Origin of the sequence: Oceaniglobus indicus, from assembly GCF_002751875.1 — a bacterium.
GTDB lineage: Bacteria > Pseudomonadota > Alphaproteobacteria > Rhodobacterales > Rhodobacteraceae > Oceaniglobus > Oceaniglobus indicus.
The window spans coordinates 1-16,255 of the sequence record NZ_NMZM01000013.1 but is presented as its reverse complement, the minus strand read 5'-3'; the positions used below and the strand labels follow the sequence as shown (position 1 = coordinate 16,255).

Annotated in this window: 15 protein-coding genes; 11 read left to right on the top strand and 4 right to left on the bottom strand. The window is 63.2% G+C overall.

What is annotated here, in order from left to right; translation table 11 throughout:
• Window positions 1-37 precede the first annotated feature (37 nt).
• Window positions 38-379 (bottom strand): hypothetical protein, encoded by a 342-nt coding sequence (locus CFP68_RS16510; RefSeq protein ID WP_099828061.1) that lies wholly within the window; start codon window positions 377-379, stop codon window positions 38-40.
• The gene (locus tag CFP68_RS16505) at window positions 369-791 is read right to left on the bottom strand and encodes a hypothetical protein (protein WP_338152822.1); all 423 of its coding nucleotides are present in this window, start codon (window positions 789-791) and stop codon (window positions 369-371) included. Before CFP68_RS16505 ends, CFP68_RS16510 begins: the two co-directional genes overlap by 11 nt.
• Between CFP68_RS16505 and CFP68_RS16500 the strand changes: the two genes are divergently transcribed.
• The 3 genes from CFP68_RS16500 (at window position 755) to CFP68_RS16490 (ending at window position 4,118) form a co-directional block, all read left to right on the top strand.
• A complete protein-coding gene (locus CFP68_RS16500) occupies window positions 755-2,452 on the top strand; it encodes a flagellar hook-length control protein FliK (protein WP_099828059.1) in 1,698 nt (565 codons plus the stop codon). The genes CFP68_RS16505 and CFP68_RS16500 overlap by 37 nt on opposite strands.
• A gap of 10 nt (window positions 2,453-2,462) precedes the next feature.
• Window positions 2,463-3,143, top strand: a complete 681-nt coding sequence (locus CFP68_RS16495) for a flagellar hook capping FlgD N-terminal domain-containing protein (protein WP_158234194.1) — start codon at window positions 2,463-2,465, stop codon at window positions 3,141-3,143.
• Between the two features lie 105 nt (window positions 3,144-3,248).
• The gene (locus tag CFP68_RS16490) at window positions 3,249-4,118 is read left to right on the top strand and encodes a phosphotransferase (protein WP_145953475.1); all 870 of its coding nucleotides are present in this window, start codon (window positions 3,249-3,251) and stop codon (window positions 4,116-4,118) included.
• On the opposite strand, the gene ubiB is transcribed toward CFP68_RS16490, so the two are convergent.
• Entirely contained in the window at window positions 4,086-5,624 is a 1,539-nt protein-coding gene (ubiB, locus tag CFP68_RS16485; RefSeq protein ID WP_099828056.1) for a 2-polyprenylphenol 6-hydroxylase, read from the bottom strand. The two genes, CFP68_RS16490 and ubiB, sit on opposite strands and share 33 nt — an antisense overlap.
• Before the next feature lies 1 nt (window position 5,625).
• Window positions 5,626-6,384, bottom strand: coding sequence for a bifunctional demethylmenaquinone methyltransferase/2-methoxy-6-polyprenyl-1,4-benzoquinol methylase UbiE (ubiE, locus tag CFP68_RS16480; RefSeq protein WP_099828055.1), 759 nt, complete (start codon window positions 6,382-6,384; stop codon window positions 5,626-5,628).
• Between the two features lie 76 nt (window positions 6,385-6,460).
• Between ubiE and mutM the strand changes: the two genes are divergently transcribed.
• The 8 genes from mutM to gyrB all read left to right on the top strand — a co-directional run bounded on the left by mutM (window position 6,461) and on the right by gyrB (window position 16,181).
• Complete coding sequence (gene mutM, locus CFP68_RS16475; RefSeq protein WP_099828054.1) at window positions 6,461-7,312, top strand: bifunctional DNA-formamidopyrimidine glycosylase/DNA-(apurinic or apyrimidinic site) lyase; 852 nt, start codon at window positions 6,461-6,463, stop codon at window positions 7,310-7,312.
• Window positions 7,313-7,377: 65 nt separating this feature from the next.
• Entirely contained in the window at window positions 7,378-8,154 is a 777-nt protein-coding gene (locus tag CFP68_RS16470) for an enoyl-CoA hydratase (RefSeq protein WP_099828053.1), read from the top strand.
• Window positions 8,155-8,309: 155 nt separating this feature from the next.
• On the top strand, window positions 8,310-8,573 hold the full coding sequence (rpsT, locus tag CFP68_RS16465) for a 30S ribosomal protein S20 (protein WP_099828052.1): 264 nt from the start codon (window positions 8,310-8,312) through the stop codon (window positions 8,571-8,573).
• Window positions 8,574-9,236: 663 nt separating this feature from the next.
• Window positions 9,237-10,598 (top strand): chromosomal replication initiator protein DnaA, encoded by a 1,362-nt coding sequence (gene dnaA, locus CFP68_RS16455; protein WP_241524134.1) that lies wholly within the window; start codon window positions 9,237-9,239, stop codon window positions 10,596-10,598.
• Window positions 10,599-10,735: 137 nt separating this feature from the next.
• The gene (gene dnaN / locus CFP68_RS16450) at window positions 10,736-11,854 is read left to right on the top strand and encodes a DNA polymerase III subunit beta (protein WP_099828049.1); all 1,119 of its coding nucleotides are present in this window, start codon (window positions 10,736-10,738) and stop codon (window positions 11,852-11,854) included.
• Between the two features lie 58 nt (window positions 11,855-11,912).
• A complete protein-coding gene (recF, locus tag CFP68_RS16445) occupies window positions 11,913-13,019 on the top strand; it encodes a DNA replication/repair protein RecF (protein WP_099828048.1) in 1,107 nt (368 codons plus the stop codon).
• On the top strand, window positions 13,016-13,636 hold the full coding sequence (locus CFP68_RS16440; protein ID WP_099828047.1) for a LysE family translocator: 621 nt from the start codon (window positions 13,016-13,018) through the stop codon (window positions 13,634-13,636). The genes recF and CFP68_RS16440 overlap by 4 nt, the downstream gene beginning before the upstream one ends.
• Before the next feature lie 127 nt (window positions 13,637-13,763).
• Window positions 13,764-16,181 (top strand): DNA topoisomerase (ATP-hydrolyzing) subunit B, encoded by a 2,418-nt coding sequence (gene gyrB / locus CFP68_RS16435; RefSeq protein ID WP_099828046.1) that lies wholly within the window; start codon window positions 13,764-13,766, stop codon window positions 16,179-16,181.
• The last annotated feature ends 74 nt before the right edge of the window (window positions 16,182-16,255 follow it).

Sequence of the window (16,255 nt, the reverse complement as noted above, 5' to 3'; positions counted from 1 at the left end):
ACTTCGGATTTCGAAGTATATTGTTTTTGAATGAAATTCAGGCGCGTTTGGCGAGCGTGTGGCGGGGTGTGATGATCTGCGTACGCCGCCCGTCGGCGCCATAGGTTTCTGCGGGGGTGTTGCGCCCGACTTCGTCAAGGCGCATCCGCACGGTGTTGATGCCATCCCGGGCCGCCCGTGCCAGCGCCTGATTTTGATCGGCCGCCCTGCGCAGCACGTCGAGACGGGCACTGGCGGGCGGATCCTTTTCAAGCCGCGCCAACAGTGTTTCCTTGCGCCTGAGGATTGAGGCCAGACTTGTCAGGTCGCCGGACAGCAGGGCGCGGCGTTCCTCATCCAGCACCTGCTCCAGCCGGTTGGCGTTTCGCTCAGAGGGCATTGTCGCGCGCCTTCAATGCCTCGAACAGATGCTCGCTCAAACCTATTCCGCCAGCCATGACCATGTGTTCCGCCTGGGCATGGCGCAGGAACGACCCGAACTGTTCCTCGCCGGCGCCGCCGCCGAGAACCTGGCGTGATTCGCCGAGCCCCGCGGCTTTCAGCATTTCGGACAGAAACGCCGTTTCCATTTGCTGGGCGGCTTTGTGCAGCGCTCCGTCGTGGTCGGAAGGGCGGATGTGCGCGGATTGGGTGATCGGTGGCGATAACATGGCGACTCCTGTGGGTTCGCCGCCAGAAAACCTGATTGCGGTAAAGAATGGGTAACCAAAGTAGGTCATGACGTGAGGAAAGGCTGATGCTTGAGGGATAAACCATGCAACTTCCGTTATCGGCGAAAGGGTTTGCGCCATCGCAACCGATCTCCGGGCCTGGCGTTTCGCGCGACCAGGGTCGCGATGGCGAAGCCGCCTTCCGCGCTGCCATCGCATATGGTCCGCCTGATCGTGGCAAGCCCGACGGAAACGCCGCATCCGCTTTGCCAGGCACAGCTGCCGACGATTGGACGGAGCCCGCTGTTTCGGCAGATGATACGGCAGGGGTAACGGACAGCACGGATCAGGCGCCTCTCCGGCCCGATGCGGCGCTGATCGGCAAGATTGCTCCGGCCGATCCGGATAACCGCGAAACCATCGACGAGCCTTCGATGGAGGGCGATGGCAACCTTGAAGTTGCGAATCGGGTGTCGACCTGGCCGGGGGCTGACGCCGAACATCCGGTCACACCCGCAGCCGAAATGCTGACGAGCGGGCGGAAGCCTGCGGATTTGCCTTGGCACGTGACGGAGGTCGGGCGTGCGCCGGTCGGGACGGCGCCGCATGGTGCGATGCAACCCCACACCGATGAACGGTCGGCATCGATACCGTTGACCGGTCAGGAAGCCGGGCCCGAGAAGATGAAACCATTGACGCACAACGAGATGGTTCGCCACGGTTCTCGTGCCGAAGGCGGGTTGTCGAGCGAAACGGCGACAGCGTCCCGGCCCACGATTTCGATGACGGAGGCGCAGGTGCAACGGTCGGGCGATGGTCTTGCGTCAGCAGCGAATACCGTCATGGAGAATATGAGCGATGCGCCAAAAAACAGTTTGCCAGATCCGGCGTTGAACAGCGCCCAAGCGCGGAGGGTCGCCGGCAGCGTGACCAGCAACGGTCAGGTTCCGAATCGGCCAGAGACGAGCGGTGCGACTGATCAACCTCGGATCGGCGATGCCACCACGTCGCAGGGTCAGGCGTCGGGTTCGGCCGGGCGCGATGCGGTGAGAACGGTGGATTCCCATGCGCTTGCGGGCGCAATTGCGCAACGCTCGTCCAGATTATCTCTCTCAGGCTCGGCTGATGTCGTAGATGCACGACCCCAAGCGATAATCCCGGGTCACGGCGGCTGGATGCCGGACGTGAAAGCCGGGGCGGGCATCCCTCCGCCACAACCGGCAATCCTGACGGGTTCCGTTGCGAAAAACACCGCGTTCCCGAATGCGGCTTCATTGGCTTTCACGGCACTGCCTGCCGAAGATGCGCACACGTCGGAGGCAACCGATATCACGGCGCACCAGATTTCGCAGGTCGCGCCGCGCAGCCTTTCATCTGCGCCCCTTCCGGTCTCGGCATCGCAGGCAACAGTCGCGCCTCCCCCCGCACTGGAGCAGGTCGTGCGCGGCTTGGGCGGATTGGGTACAGGCCCGGTAGAAATCGCTCTTTCGCCCGAGGAATTGGGGCGTGTTCGCATGACGCTCTCGCACGGCGACGGGGCGGTCAATGTCACGGTCATGGCCGAACGGGATGAGACGCTGACGTTGCTGCGGCGCAATATCGATATGCTGGCGACCGAACTGCGCGATCTGGGTTTTCTGAACCTGTCGTTCCAGTTTTCCAGGAATGACAACAAGGACGGCCGTCAACACAAGGTGGCTTCGACCGCCGAAACCACCACCGCCCCGCCGCCGAACGATGCGCCTCCGGCGGCCGCCGGCACGACGGACGCCGTGTCAGCGCGTCTTGATATCAGGCTGTAAGGAACCTTTCATGGAAATTTCTGCTTCCTCCACCCAATCCGGCTTCGGCGCATCCACGTCCCGACCGGAAGATGCGGCTTCGGCGTCGATCAGCTCCGACTTCGACACATTTTTGCGGATGCTGACCACCCAGATCACGAATCAGGATCCGCTGAACCCGATGAATGCCGAAGAATTCGCGGTTCAACTCGCGACGTTCTCGGGAGTCGAACAACAGGTCCGGACCAACGATCTGCTTCAGGGGCTGGGGCAGCGGATGGGTCAGACCGGTTTGGGCGACATGGCCGGCTGGATCGGCCTAGACGTGCGCGCGGCGATGCCGGTCGAGGTCGATGGCGCGCCGGTCGAGGTAACGTTGCCGACGCCACTCGCCGGCTCCACCCATGAACTGATCGCGGTGGACAGGTATGGATCCGAGGTCGGGCGTTTCTCGGTATCCCCGGCGAATGGAACATTCACCTGGGACGGGCAAGATCCGAATGGCGTGCCGGTTCCGCCCGGGCTCTACAGCTTTACCCTCGAGAGTTTCGAGGGCGATTCGTTCGTTGCAAGCGCACCGGCCGAGATCTATGCCCCGGTGCGGGAGATCCGTTCGGATGCACAGGGTATCGTTCTGGTGTTCGACGGGGGTGTCGAACGTCTCAGCACCGATATCGGGGCGTTGCGACAGCACGGTTTCGATGCGGCATAAGGTGCCGGTCACGACGAAACCGATTGCGCTGATATCGTGAACAGGCAGCAGCTTGGGGTGGGGGATGCAGATCGAAAGGAAACAGCGGACATCGAACAAAACGACATGACCGCCCGGCCGGACATTATCGAAACACTGCGACACCACCTGCAGGATCGCGGACTGTCCGGGCCCGGGACGGAATGGATACCGCTGAAAGACGGGCGCACCAACATGGTGTGGCGTCTGAAAACGGCGGCGCAAGATCACTTGGTGTGCAAATTTTCACCGCGAGATCGCGGCACGCCCCTGTTTCCCAACCTTCCCGCGACCGAAGCCGCCCTCTTGCGGCACCTGGAGCCTACCGCCCTGGCGCCCGAACTCGTACATGCGGAGGAGATCGGCGCTGGCCATTGCCTGGTCTATCGCCATGTCGCGGGTGGTGCGGGCCTGGCGACGCCGCGCGATCTGCGCGTTGCCCTGGAACGGTTGCACCGTCACCAGATCCCCCGCGGGTTACGCCAATTGGACCTGACGGCAGACGCCCTGCTGGAAAGTGGCGATGCGATGCTCGAGCAGGTCGAACAATCCATGAAACATTCATTGCGTGCGCGGCGTCCGCGTCCCCGTGTGGTGCCGACGGGGGACGATTCGCTTCTGCACGGGGATCCCGTGCCGGGCAACGTGGTGGCGACCGCAGGTGGCGCGCGCTTCATCGACTGGCAATGCCCGGCGCGCGGCGATCCGGTCTTCGACTACGCGATCGCCCTGTCGCCAGCCATGCGCGTGCTGCACTGCGGCACCCCGTTGTCGAACGCAGAGCGCGATATCCTGTTGGCCGACCCCCGGCTGGCCGCGCGGTTCGATCTGGCCGAGCCGTTTCTGCTTTGGCGGATGGCGGTCTATTGCGCCTGGCGAATCTCGCGCGGTGTGGCCGCGTATCGTCCCGCCCTGCAGGCCGAGCTAGATCGACTGGATCAATGCTCCGAGCCATAGGCAGATCAATGACGCACCTGCGCCCACTCCGATCAACGCGGCCACTTCCCACGGGTTGCGGCCGGGTGCGGGTTTCACCGTCTCGTGGCGGTTCATCAGTGCAGCTTCCGCCAACTCGGGCAGGCGCGGCCCGAAGCGGCCCAGCACGCGCAGGGTACGGGTCATGTCCCGCAACAGCGCCTTGGGGCCGATATTGGCCTTGATGTAATCCTCGACGATCGGCTGCGCGATTTCCCAGATGTTGATTTGCGGATGCAGCGAGCGGGAGACGCCTTCGACGACGACCATGGTGCGCTGCAGCAGAATCAGTTCGGTTCGCGTCTCCATGCCGAACCGCTCGGTCACCTCGAAGAGATAGGTCAGCAGACGCGCCATCGAGATGCGGCTGGCGTCCATCCCGAAGATCGGCTCGCCCACCGCACGCAAAGCCTGGGCAAAGGCGTCGATGTCCTTGTCCGCCGGCACGTACCCGGCTTCGAAGTGCACTTCGGCCACGCGGCGATAGTCCTTGCGGATGAACCCGAAGAGGATTTCGGCGTAAACCCGGCGCGTATATTCATCCAGCCGCCCCATGATCCCGAAATCCAGCGCGACGATATCACCGTTCGGCGTGATCTTGAGATTGCCGTGATGCATGTCGGCATGGAAGAAACCATCGCGCAGGGCGTGACTCAGGAACAGCCGCAAGACCCGTTCGCCCAGGATCTTGCGATCGTGGCCGGCGGCGTCGATGGCGGCGATGTCGCCGGCGGATACGCCATCGACCCAATCGAGTGTCATCACCCGACGCGAAGACAGGAACCATTTCACCTGCGGCACGCCGAAACCGTCGTCGTTCGCGGTATTGGCGGCGAATTCCGCCGAGGATGACGTCTCCATCCTCAGGTCAAGCTCGCCCAGCACCACGCCTTCGAAATGCGTGATCACGTCCATCGGTTTCAGCCGTCGCGTCGAGGGGGCGAGGATCTCGATCATGCGGGCCGCCAGGTAAAAGGCATCCACGTCTTTCTGGAACGCCCGCTCGATTCCCGGCCGCAAGACCTTGACCGCAACATCTTCGCCGGTTTCACGCAGGGTCGCGCGGTGGACCTGCGCGATGGATGCGGCGGCGACGGGCTCGGAAAACGACGAAAACAGCGTATCGACATCGATCTCGAGTTCCTGCTCCACCATGGCGCGCGCTTCGGCCAGCGGAAAGGGCGGCAGCTTGTCCTGCAAGACGCGCATCTGCGCGGCCAGTTCTTCACCGACCACATCGGGACGGGTCGAAAGCACCTGGCCAAACTTGATATAGGCGGGGCCCAGGGCCGTCAGCGCGCGGGGCGCGGGGGGCTGCGACGGATCGCCCTTGTACCCGAGCCAGCGAAACGGCACGGCCAGAATCTTGGCCGCAAGGCGCAGGGACGGCGGTGCGTCGAACGCCTCCAGCACGACATTCATCGCACCGGTCCGCTCGAACGTGGCGCCGGTGCGGATCAGACGCAAGATATTGTGTGGTCCTCGCACGTTACAGCTTCCATCCGGAATGGAGCGCGGCAACACCCATCGTCAGGTTGCGGTACTTAACCTGTTCGAAACCTGCGTCGCGGATCATGGTGGCGAAGGTTTCCTGGTCGGGAAACTTGCGGATCGATTCGACCAGATACTGGTAACTGTCACGGTCACCCGCGATCGCCTGGCCCATGGCGGGGATCACATTGAAGGAGTAGCGGTCATAAGCCCATTGCATCGCCGGATTCGGCAATTGCGAAAATTCCAACACCATGAGACGGCCGCCGGTTTTCAGCACGCGAAACGCTTCGGACAGCGCTTCGTCAATCCGGGTGACGTTCCGGATGCCGAAGGAAATTGTATAGACATCGAAGGTGGCGTCGTCGAAGGGCAGGGCCATGGCGTCGCCGACGATCCAGTCAAGATGGCTGGCCATCTGTTCGGCTTCGGCCCGTTTGCGCCCTTCGATCAGCATCGATTCAGTCAGGTCGCAGACCGTGGCGTGGGCGGTCGGCGCGCGTTTCAGGAAGCGGAACGAAACGTCTCCCGTGCCGCCCGCGACGTCGAGCAGGCGCTGGCCCGGGCGGGGCGCCAGCCAGTCCATCATGGCATCCTTCCACAGACGGTGAACGCCACCCGACATCACATCGTTCATGATGTCGTATTTGCTGGCCACGTTGGTGAAGATCCCGTGGACGCGTCCCGATTTTTCCGTTTCGGGAATATCCTGGAAGCCGAAATGCGTCGTGCGGGGGGATGTGTCGTCGTCACTCATGGGGGCTTGCGATCCTTTGCAACTCTCCCTTCTTATAGAGCGCTGGGAAGTGGTTACAATTGCGAGGGGTTCCGCGATGCCCGAATTGCCCGAAGTCGAGACGGTTCGCCGCGGCTTGGCCCCCGTGATGGAGGGGCAGGTGATCACCCGCGCTCGGGTGAACCGGGCCGATCTGCGCTGGCCGTTCCCGCCGAACATGGCGGATCGGCTGACCGGCAAGCGGGTGCTGCGCTTGGGGCGCCGGTCGAAATACCTGCTGGCCGATCTGGACAGCGGCGAAACCCTGATCGTGCACCTGGGCATGTCGGGCCGGATGCTGGTGTCGGGGGATCCGCTGGGGCACTTTCACCATGAACATCCGGCGCCGGAAAAACATGACCACGTGGTCTTTGAAATGGCCAACGGCGCGCGGGTGACCTTCAACGATCCGCGCCGGTTCGGGGCGATGGACCTGATCGCGACCGCCGCGGTCGAATCGCATTGGCTGATCGAACGGATCGGTCCCGAGCCGTTTGGCAACGTCTTCAACGAAGATTACCTGGTCGCCGCGCTGAAGACCCGGCGAACCCCGCTGAAGACGGCCTTGCTGGACCAGCGGGTCGTTGCCGGTCTTGGCAACATCTACGTGTGCGAAACCCTGCACCGTGCGCGCATTTCGCCACGGCGCAAGGCCGCAAACCTGTCGGCGCGCCGGGCGGCCTCACTGGTTCCGGTGATTCGCGCGGTCCTGTCCGAAGCGATCGACGCGGGCGGTTCATCCCTGCGCGATCACCGCCAAAGCAATGGAGAACTTGGATATTTTCAACACCGCTTCCGTGTTTACGACCGCGAAGACCGCCCCTGCGTGACCGAGGGATGCACCGGAACGGTGCGGCGTATCGTGCAATCGGGCCGCTCGACCTTCTTCTGTGCCGCCTGCCAAAGATAGCTTGAAACGTCGGGCAACATTGGTAAGTCTTCGGCACTGACTTCCAAAGGGAAAGCCGACAGACCATGGCCTACAAGACGATCGTCGTCGAAATCGAGGACCACATCGCCCTGATCCGGCTGAACCGTCCGGACGCGATGAACGCGCTGAACGAGACGCTGCTGACGGAACTTGCCGAGGCGGTCAGTGACGCCGACGCCAACGACAAGGTCCGTTGCCTTATCCTGACGGGATCGGAAAAGGCATTTGCCGCCGGTGCCGACATCAAGGAGATGGCCACAAAAAGCTTTACCGAGATCTATGTCGAAGAGATGTTCGCCGTGCAGGCCGCGGCGATCGAACGGTGCCGCAAGCCGATCATCGCGGCGGTCGCCGGATATGCGCTGGGCGGCGGATGCGAATTGGCGATGATGTGCGATTTCATCATCGCGGCCGACAGCGCCAAGTTCGGCCAGCCCGAGATCAACCTGGGCGTCATCGCGGGCCTGGGCGGCACCCAGCGCCTGACACGGTTCGTGGGCAAGTCGAAGGCCATGGAGATGCATCTGACCGGCCGGTTCATGGACGCCGAAGAGGCCGAGCGCTCGGGCCTGGTCAGTCGCGTCGTGCCCGCCAAGAAGCTGATGGACGAGGCGATGGCGACGGCCGTGAAGATTTCGGAAAAGTCGATGCTGGCGGTCATGGCCGCGAAGGAATCGGTGAACCGCAGCTATGAAACCACGCTGAGCGAGGGCCTGTTGCACGAACGCCGCCTGTTCCAGTCGATGTTCGCCACCGAGGACCAGGCCGAAGGCATGGCCGCCTTCCTTGAAAAGCGCGAGGCGCAGTTCCGCGACCGCTGAGCTTTTCGGGTATACAACGATCCGCGGGCGGGCTATACGCCCCGGCAGACATGCGTGTGAGGCCCGCTCGGCCGGATTCGCCCGGTAATGAACCCGGGGTCGGGGCTTGCCGCGTCATTTGTTAATTTTGCTGTCCCGACGAAAGAGAACACACCATGGCAAATTCGCCCCAGTCCAAGAAGCGCGCGCGCCAGAACGAACGCCGCTATGCTGTCAACAAGGCCCGCCGGTCGCGGATCCGCACGTATCTGCGCAAGGTCGAAGAAGCCATCGCATCCGGCGATCCCGCTGCCGCGAAGACCGCGCTGCAGTCGGCGCAGCCCGAACTGATGCGCGGCGTCAGCAAGGGCGTCATGCACAAGAACACCGTGGCGCGGAAGATGTCGCGCCTGTCCAGCCGGGTGAAGGCCCTGGGCTGAATCGTTGTCGGCTCACTGATTCCGGAGGGCACCTCGGGAAATCGGAAAAAGGAAAGCGCGCCTGTGACAGGGCGCGTTTTTTTTGCGTTTCGTGGCCGATCGGCGCCGCAAACAGGCGGCTTTTCACCCACTCCGGGATTCGTTCCGGCAATGGATGAGTCAAGGCCAGAGTTCTGTTGCGCAGGGCTGAAACCCCTTGCTACCTTGATCCTGCGATTCACGTCGCTTGGGGGGACATGACGAAAAACGGGTTGCCCGAAAGTCGAATGACCGTGACGATGTTCACGGACGCTTGATCGGCAAACCGTTCGCCAACCGTATCGCGCTTCTTGGGGAAGAAGCGGCCAAAAACGGTAAGGCCGGGGGATCCGGTCGGCTTCGGGGGATGTGCCCCGGACATGTCCATGGAAAAAGAACCGCTTCGTGCGGGGGTCAGTCAGGCAGGCACCTTGCCAGTGTCGTTCGCATGATTGAGTCATAACTGTCCGTGCACCGACATCGGCACGCTGACCATTCATCGGAATGGTGCGGTGCCGGTCGAGCGGTGTAACCATTGACGTCGATTGTCGGTTTGCGGGGTGTTCTGCCAGATCCGCGGGCCGGGCTTGGGGTTGCGATGCGCAATCCCGGACACAGGCGCTTATAGGACGGGTACAGAGAAGAATGACGAACGAATCCTGGGGGACAATCCGACAAGAGCTGCTCAAGTCGGTGGGGCAAAACAACTATGTGAACTGGATTGAACCGCTGGAGTTCGAGGGGACGCAGGACGGCGTCGCACGTTTCAACGTGCCGTCGAATTTCCTTGGTGCCTGGGTCGACCGCAACTTCGGGGACCAGATCCTGCGCTTCATGGGGCGCACGGGCGAACCGGTGCACCGTCTTGAATTCAACGTTCCGACCGGCCGGCCGGCCCGCGCCCCGGCGCGCCCGCAACCGGCGGCGACGCCCGAGCGGCCGGTCGAACGTGTCGATTCGGATCTGCCGGGCGCCAAGCTGGACACCCGGTTCACCTTCGACACGTTCGTTGTCGGCAAGCCCAACGAACTGGCCCATGCGGCATCGCGCCGTGTCGCCGAGGGTGGGCCGGTCACGTTCAACCCGCTGTTCCTGTATGGCGGCGTCGGCTTGGGCAAGACGCACCTGATGCAGGCCATCGCCTGGGAGCTTCAGGCCCGCGATCCGTCGATCCGCGTGCTGTATCTGTCGGCCGAACAGTTCATGTATCGCTTCGTTCAGGCGCTGCGCGACAAGCAGATGATGGACTTCAAGCAATTGTTCCGCTCGGTCGACGTCCTGATGGTGGACGACGTCCAGTTCATTGCCGGCAAGGACAGCACCCAGGAAGAGTTCTTTCACACGTTCAACGCCCTGGTCGATCAGCGCAAGCAGATCATCATATCCGCCGACCGTGCCCCGTCGGAAATCGAGGGGCTGGAAAGCCGTATCGTCAGCCGACTGCAATCGGGGCTGGTCGTCGATCTGCATCCGACCAGCTATGAATTGCGGCTGGGGATCCTTCAGCAGAAGGTCGAGCAGCACCATGCGCAGTTTCCGGGTGCGGTTCTGGGCGATGGCGTGCTCGAGTTCCTGGCCCACCGCATCACGTCGAACGTGCGGGTTCTGGAAGGCGCACTGATGCGGCTTTTCGCGTTCGGATCCCTTGTCGGGCGCGAGATCGACATCCCGCTGACCCAGGAATGCCTGACCGACATCCTGCGCCAGAGCGACCGAAAGACCACGGTCGAGGAAATCCAGCGCAAGGTGTCGGATCACTACAACATCCGGCTGTCGGACCTGATCGGGCCCAAGCGGGTGCGCACCTTCGCGCGGCCGCGTCAGGTGGCGATGTATCTGTGCAAGCAACTGACCCAGCGGTCCCTGCCCGAAATCGGCCGTCGGTTCGGCGGCCGCGATCACACGACGATCATGCACGGCATCAAGCGGATCGAGGCCCTGAAGGGCAGCGATCCGCAGATCGCCGAAGATGTCGAACTGCTGCGCCGCTCCCTGGACGACCAGTAGGCTTCGACGCCACAATCCCGAACCGAACGTCGCAGGCCCTTGACGGGCCTGTGAAACATACGGAATGTCCACGAAATTTCTTGCGGTCGGGCAGGAAACGGTTAGGTTTTCCACCCCGGCAACTGATGGAGTGTGACATGAAGCTCAGCATCGAACGCGGCACGCTTCTGAAGGCCGTAGCCCAGGCGCAATCGGTCGTGGAACGTCGCAACACGATCCCGATCCTTGCCAACGTCCTGATCGAGGCGGAAGGCGACACCGTCAGCTTCCGCGCCACAGACCTGGACATCGAGGTGGTCGACAAGGCCGCCGCCAAGGTCGAACGTGCCGGATCGACGACTGTCAGCGCCGTCACCCTGCACGAAATCGTGCGCAAGCTGTCGGATGGGGCGTTGGTGTCGTTGTCCGACGATGGCGCGTCCGGGCGGCTGGTGGTCGAGGCGGGGCGCTCGAACTTTGCCCTTGCGACCCTGCCGCGCGAGGATTTCCCCGTGATGGCGACGTCGGAGTATTCGTCGAACTTCACCTGCCCCGCCAAGGTGCTGCGCCGCCTGTTCGACAAGTCGAAATTCGCCATCTCCACCGAGGAAACGCGCTATTACCTGAACGGTGTCTACATGCATGTCGCCGACGAGGGTGGCAACCTGACCCTGCGTTGCGTGGCGACCGACGGTCACCGCCTGGCCCGGATCGACGCCGACCTGCCGGTGAATGCCGAAGGGATGCCGGGCGTGATCGTGCCCCGCAAGACCGTGGGCGAGATGCGCAAGCTGCTTGAGGATGACGACGCCGAGATCGCCGTTTCGGTGTCGGAGACCAAGGTGCGCTTTGCCACGCCGACGATCACGCTGACCTCGAAGGTCATCGACGGCACCTTCCCGGATTACTCGCGCGTCATCCCCAAGGGGAACACCCGCCGCATGGAAGTGGACGCGGGCGATTTCGCCAAGGCGGTGGACCGGGTTGCCACGGTCAGCTCGGAACGCTCGCGCGCCGTGAAGATGCAGATGGACGAGGACCGCCTGATCCTGTCGGTGAACGCCCCCGACAGCGGCAACGCCGAGGAAGAACTGGTCGTCGCCTATTCCGATGAGAAGCTGGAAATCGGGTTCAACGCCAAATACCTGTTGGAGATCGCCAGCCAGGTGGACCGGGAAAACGCGGTGTTCCTGTTCAATTCGTCCGGCGATCCGACGTTGATGCAGGAAGGCAATGACCCGACGGCGGTTTATGTCGTCATGCCGATGCGCGTGTGACATCGGACGGAGCCTCCGGCGGGAGTATTTCGGTCAGTAAGAAATCCGGAGGTCCGGGTTGAGCGGCCTTGTCGTCGCATCGTTGCGCCTGTCCCATTTTCGATCGCATCGGCGGTTGTCGCTTCAGCTGTCGGGTGCGCCGGTGGCGTTGTTCGGGCCGAATGGCGCCGGCAAGACCAATCTGATCGAGGCGGTATCGCTGTTGTCGCCGGGGCGCGGTCTGCGCCGCGCCGCAATGGACGATCTGTTGCGCCGTCCCGAAGAATTGGGCTGGCGCATCGCCGCGGAGGTGCGCGGCGCGGATGGCCCCCACGAGATCGAGACCGGTGCCGAAGTGGGGCGGGCGCGTGAAACCCGGATCGACGGCAAGAGCGCGCCGCAGATCGCGCTGGGTCGAATCCTGAGGATGCTGTGGCTGGTGCCGTCCATGGACCGCCTGTGGATCGAGGGGGCCGAGGGCCGGCGGCGGTTCTGGGATCGCATGACGATGAGTTTCGAGCCGGCCCATGGCGACGCGGTTCTGGCGTATGAAAAGGCGATGCGCGAGCGGAACCGTCTGCTGAAGGATCAGGTGCGCGATCCGGCATGGTATGGGGCACTGGAGGCGCAGATGGCCGAAAGCGGGGCGCGGATCATCGCGAACCGGCACGAGGCCCTGGGCAAGGTGATGGCGGCGCAGCGACAGTCGCCCACGGATTTTCCGATCTCGGACCTGTTCGCCGTCACGGCGGCCGATGAGGATCCGGGTGATGCCATCGGATTGGTTGCGGCGCTGGCGGATGGGCGGCGCCGTGACCTTGCGGCGGGGCGGACGTTGGTGGGGCCGCACCGTGCGGATCTGGGCGCGGTGTTCGTGGCCAAGGGCGTGCCGGCCGCGCAATGTTCGACCGGCGAGCAGAAGGCCCTGCTCATATCCCTGATCCTGGCCAATGCCCGCGCATTGGCCGATGAAACCGGCGCCGCCCCCATCCTGTTGCTGGACGAGGTCGCGGCGCATCTGGACGACGGACGGCGCGCGGCCTTGTTCGACGAGATCTGCGCGCTGGAGTGTCAGGCCTGGATGACCGGCACCGGAGCCGAGTTGTTTTCGGACCTGGGCGATCGTGCCGAGCGGTTTCGCGTGGACGAGGTTGACGGTGTGTCGGCGGTGGTGCGGGTCACATGACCATCGGTCTGGCCGATATCGCGCTTTATACCGGTGCGCTGATGATCCTGTTCCTGACGCCCGGTCCGGTCTGGGTGGCGCTGAGCGCGCGGGCCCTGTCGGGGGGATTTTCCGCTGCGTGGCCACTGGCCCTGGGCGTTGTCGCGGGGGATCTGCTCTGGCCGCTTCTGGCGATCATGGGGGTGACATGGATCGTCAACGTTTTTGCCGGCTTCATGACAGTCCTGCGCTGGGTGGCCTGTGGCACGTTCCTGATCATGGGGATCCTGATCCTGCGAAACGCCGGCAGTGCCATTGCGCGCGACAGCCGCCTGACCCGTCCCGGGCGTTGGGCCGGGTTCGGTGCGGGGCTGGCCGTGATCCTGGGCAATCCCAAGGCGATCCTGTTCTACATGGGCGCCTTGCCCGGCTTTTTCGACCTGACGACGCTGCGCTGGCCCGACATGATGGTGATCGTTGCCATTTCGGCGCTGGTACCGCTGGTCTGCAACCTTGCCCTGGCATTTGGGATCGATCGCGCCAAGCGCAGCCTAACATCGCCCCGCGTGCTGAAACGTATCAACATCGCGGCGGGTCTGATGCTGATCGCGGTTGGCCTGGTCATCCCGCTGATCTGAACCGGTATCGCCAGACGTGCCGGGTATCGTCGGGTGAGGCCGGGGTCGCCCCTAAATCTTGTGGCGATCGCGTGACAACCCCCGCCGAAACCCCTATAAATTGCTGGCAACAACAAAGCAGGCTGGCATGTCCGACACATTGATCCCGCGCGAAGAATATGGCGCCGATTCCATCAAGGTTCTCAAGGGCCTGGATGCCGTGCGCAAACGGCCGGGCATGTATATCGGCGACACCGACGACGGCTCGGGCCTGCATCACATGGTGTACGAGGTCGTGGACAACGGCATCGACGAGGCGCTGGGCGGTTTCGCCGACGCGGTCAACGTCAAGATTCACGCCGACGGGTCGGTGTCGATCCGTGACAACGGGCGCGGAATCCCCGTCGGCATCCACGAGGAAGAGGGCGTTTCCGCCGCCGAGGTCATCATGACCCAGCTGCACGCCGGCGGCAAGTTCGACCAGAACAGCTATAAGGTGTCGGGGGGCCTGCATGGTGTCGGCGTTTCCGTGGTCAATGCGCTGTCCGACTGGCTCGAGCTGCGGATCTGGCGCGATGGCAAGGAACACCACGCGCGGTTCGAGCGCGGCGATACGGTCAAGCATCTCGAAGTGGTGGGCGATGCGAATGGTCGCAAGGGCACCGAGGTGCGGTTCCTGGCATCGACCACCACCTTTTCGAACCTGGATTACAGTTTCAAGACGCTGGAAAACCGCCTGCGCGAGTTGGCGTTCCTGAACTCGGGCGTGCGGATCATCCTCGAGGATGAACGCCCGGCCGAGCCGCTGAAGACCGAATTGTTCTATGAGGGCGGCGTCCGGGAATTCGTCAAGTATCTCGACCGCTCGAAGACGCCGGTGATCGACGATCCGATCTATGTCATCGGCGAAAAGGACGGAATCACCGTCGAAGTCGCGATGTGGTGGAACGAAAGCTATAACGAGATGGTGCTGCCGTTCACCAACAACATTCCCCAGCGCGACGGCGGCACCCATCTGTCGGGCTTTCGTGGCGCGCTGACGCGCACCCTGAACCTCTATGCCGGGGCCAGCGGTATCGCGAAGAAGGAAAAGATTAACTTTACCGGTGACGACGCGCGCGAGGGGTTGACCTGCGTGCTGTCGGTCAAGGTGCCCGATCCGAAATTCTCCAGCCAGACCAAGGACAAGCTGGTCAGCTCCGAAGTGCGCGGCGTGGTCGAGAACCTGGTGAACGAGAAACTGTCCGAGTGGTTCGAGGAAAATCCACAGCCCGCCCGCGCCATCGTCACCAAGATCGTGCAGGCCGCACTGGCCCGCGAAGCGGCCCGCAAGGCGCGCGAAAAGACCCGCGCCGATTCCACCAATGCCGTTGCCTCGCTGCCCGGCAAGCTGGCCGATTGTCAGGTCAAGGATCCGGCACAGCGCGAATTGTTCGTGGTCGAGGGCGACAGCGCCGGCGGCTCGGCCAAGCAGGGTCGCGCACGGTTCAACCAGGCCGTGCTGCCCCTGCGCGGCAAGATTCTGAACGTCGAGCGGGCGCGCTTTGACCGGATGCTGGCGTCCGACACTGTCGGCACGCTGATCACCGCGCTGGGCGCCGGGATCGGCCGTGACGAGTTCGATATCGAAAAGCTGCGGTATCACAAGATCATCATCATGACCGACGCCGACGTCGACGGCGCGCATATCCGCACGCTTCTGCTGACGTTCTTTTTCCGGCAGATGCCGCAGATCATCGAACACGGCTATCTCTATATCGCGCAGCCGCCGCTGTATAAGGTCTCGCGCGGCAAATCCGAGGTGTATCTGAAGGACCAGATGGCGCTTGAGGATTACCTGATCCAGATGGGCGTCGATGGCGCCGTGTTGCGGCTGGGCAATGGCGAGGAAATCGTCGCCCAGGACTTGGCCCGGGTCGTCGATGAAGGGCGCACCGTGCGCCGCATCCTGGATGCCTTCCCGACCCATTATCCGCAGCGGATCGTGGAACAGGCAGCGATTGCCGGTGCCTTCGTGGCGGGTGAAATCGATTCCGATCTGCAGGGTGTCGCCGACCGGGTCGCCGAGCGGCTGGACCTGATCGCGGTCGAATACGAAAAAGGCTGGCAGGGCCGGGTGACCCAGGATCACGGCATCCGCCTGGCGCGCGTGCTGCGCGGCGTCGAGGAGGTGCGGACGCTCGACGGTCCCGTCCTGCGCTCGGGCGAGGCCCGCCGCCTGGGCAGCCACACCGACGCCCTGCGCGAAATCTACAGAACGCCGGCCAAGCTGGTCCGAAAAGACCGCGAACAGCTGATCCATGGTCCGCTGGAATTGCTCGATGCGATCCTGAAGGAAGGCGAAAAGGGGCTGTCGCTGCAACGCTACAAGGGCCTGGGCGAAATGAACCCGGCACAATTGTGGGAAACCACGCTCGACCCCGAAGCGCGGACCCTGTTGCAGGTGCGCATCGATGACGTTGCCGAAGCCGACGACATCTTCACCAAGCTGATGGGCGACGTGGTGGAACCACGCCGCGACTTCATCCGCACCAACGCGCTGAACGTCGAAAACCTCGATTTCTAGGGTCAGGACCCATTGATTTTCGACTGGTTGCATGATTCACGGGTCGAAAATCGAGCGGTGAACATGTCTGATCT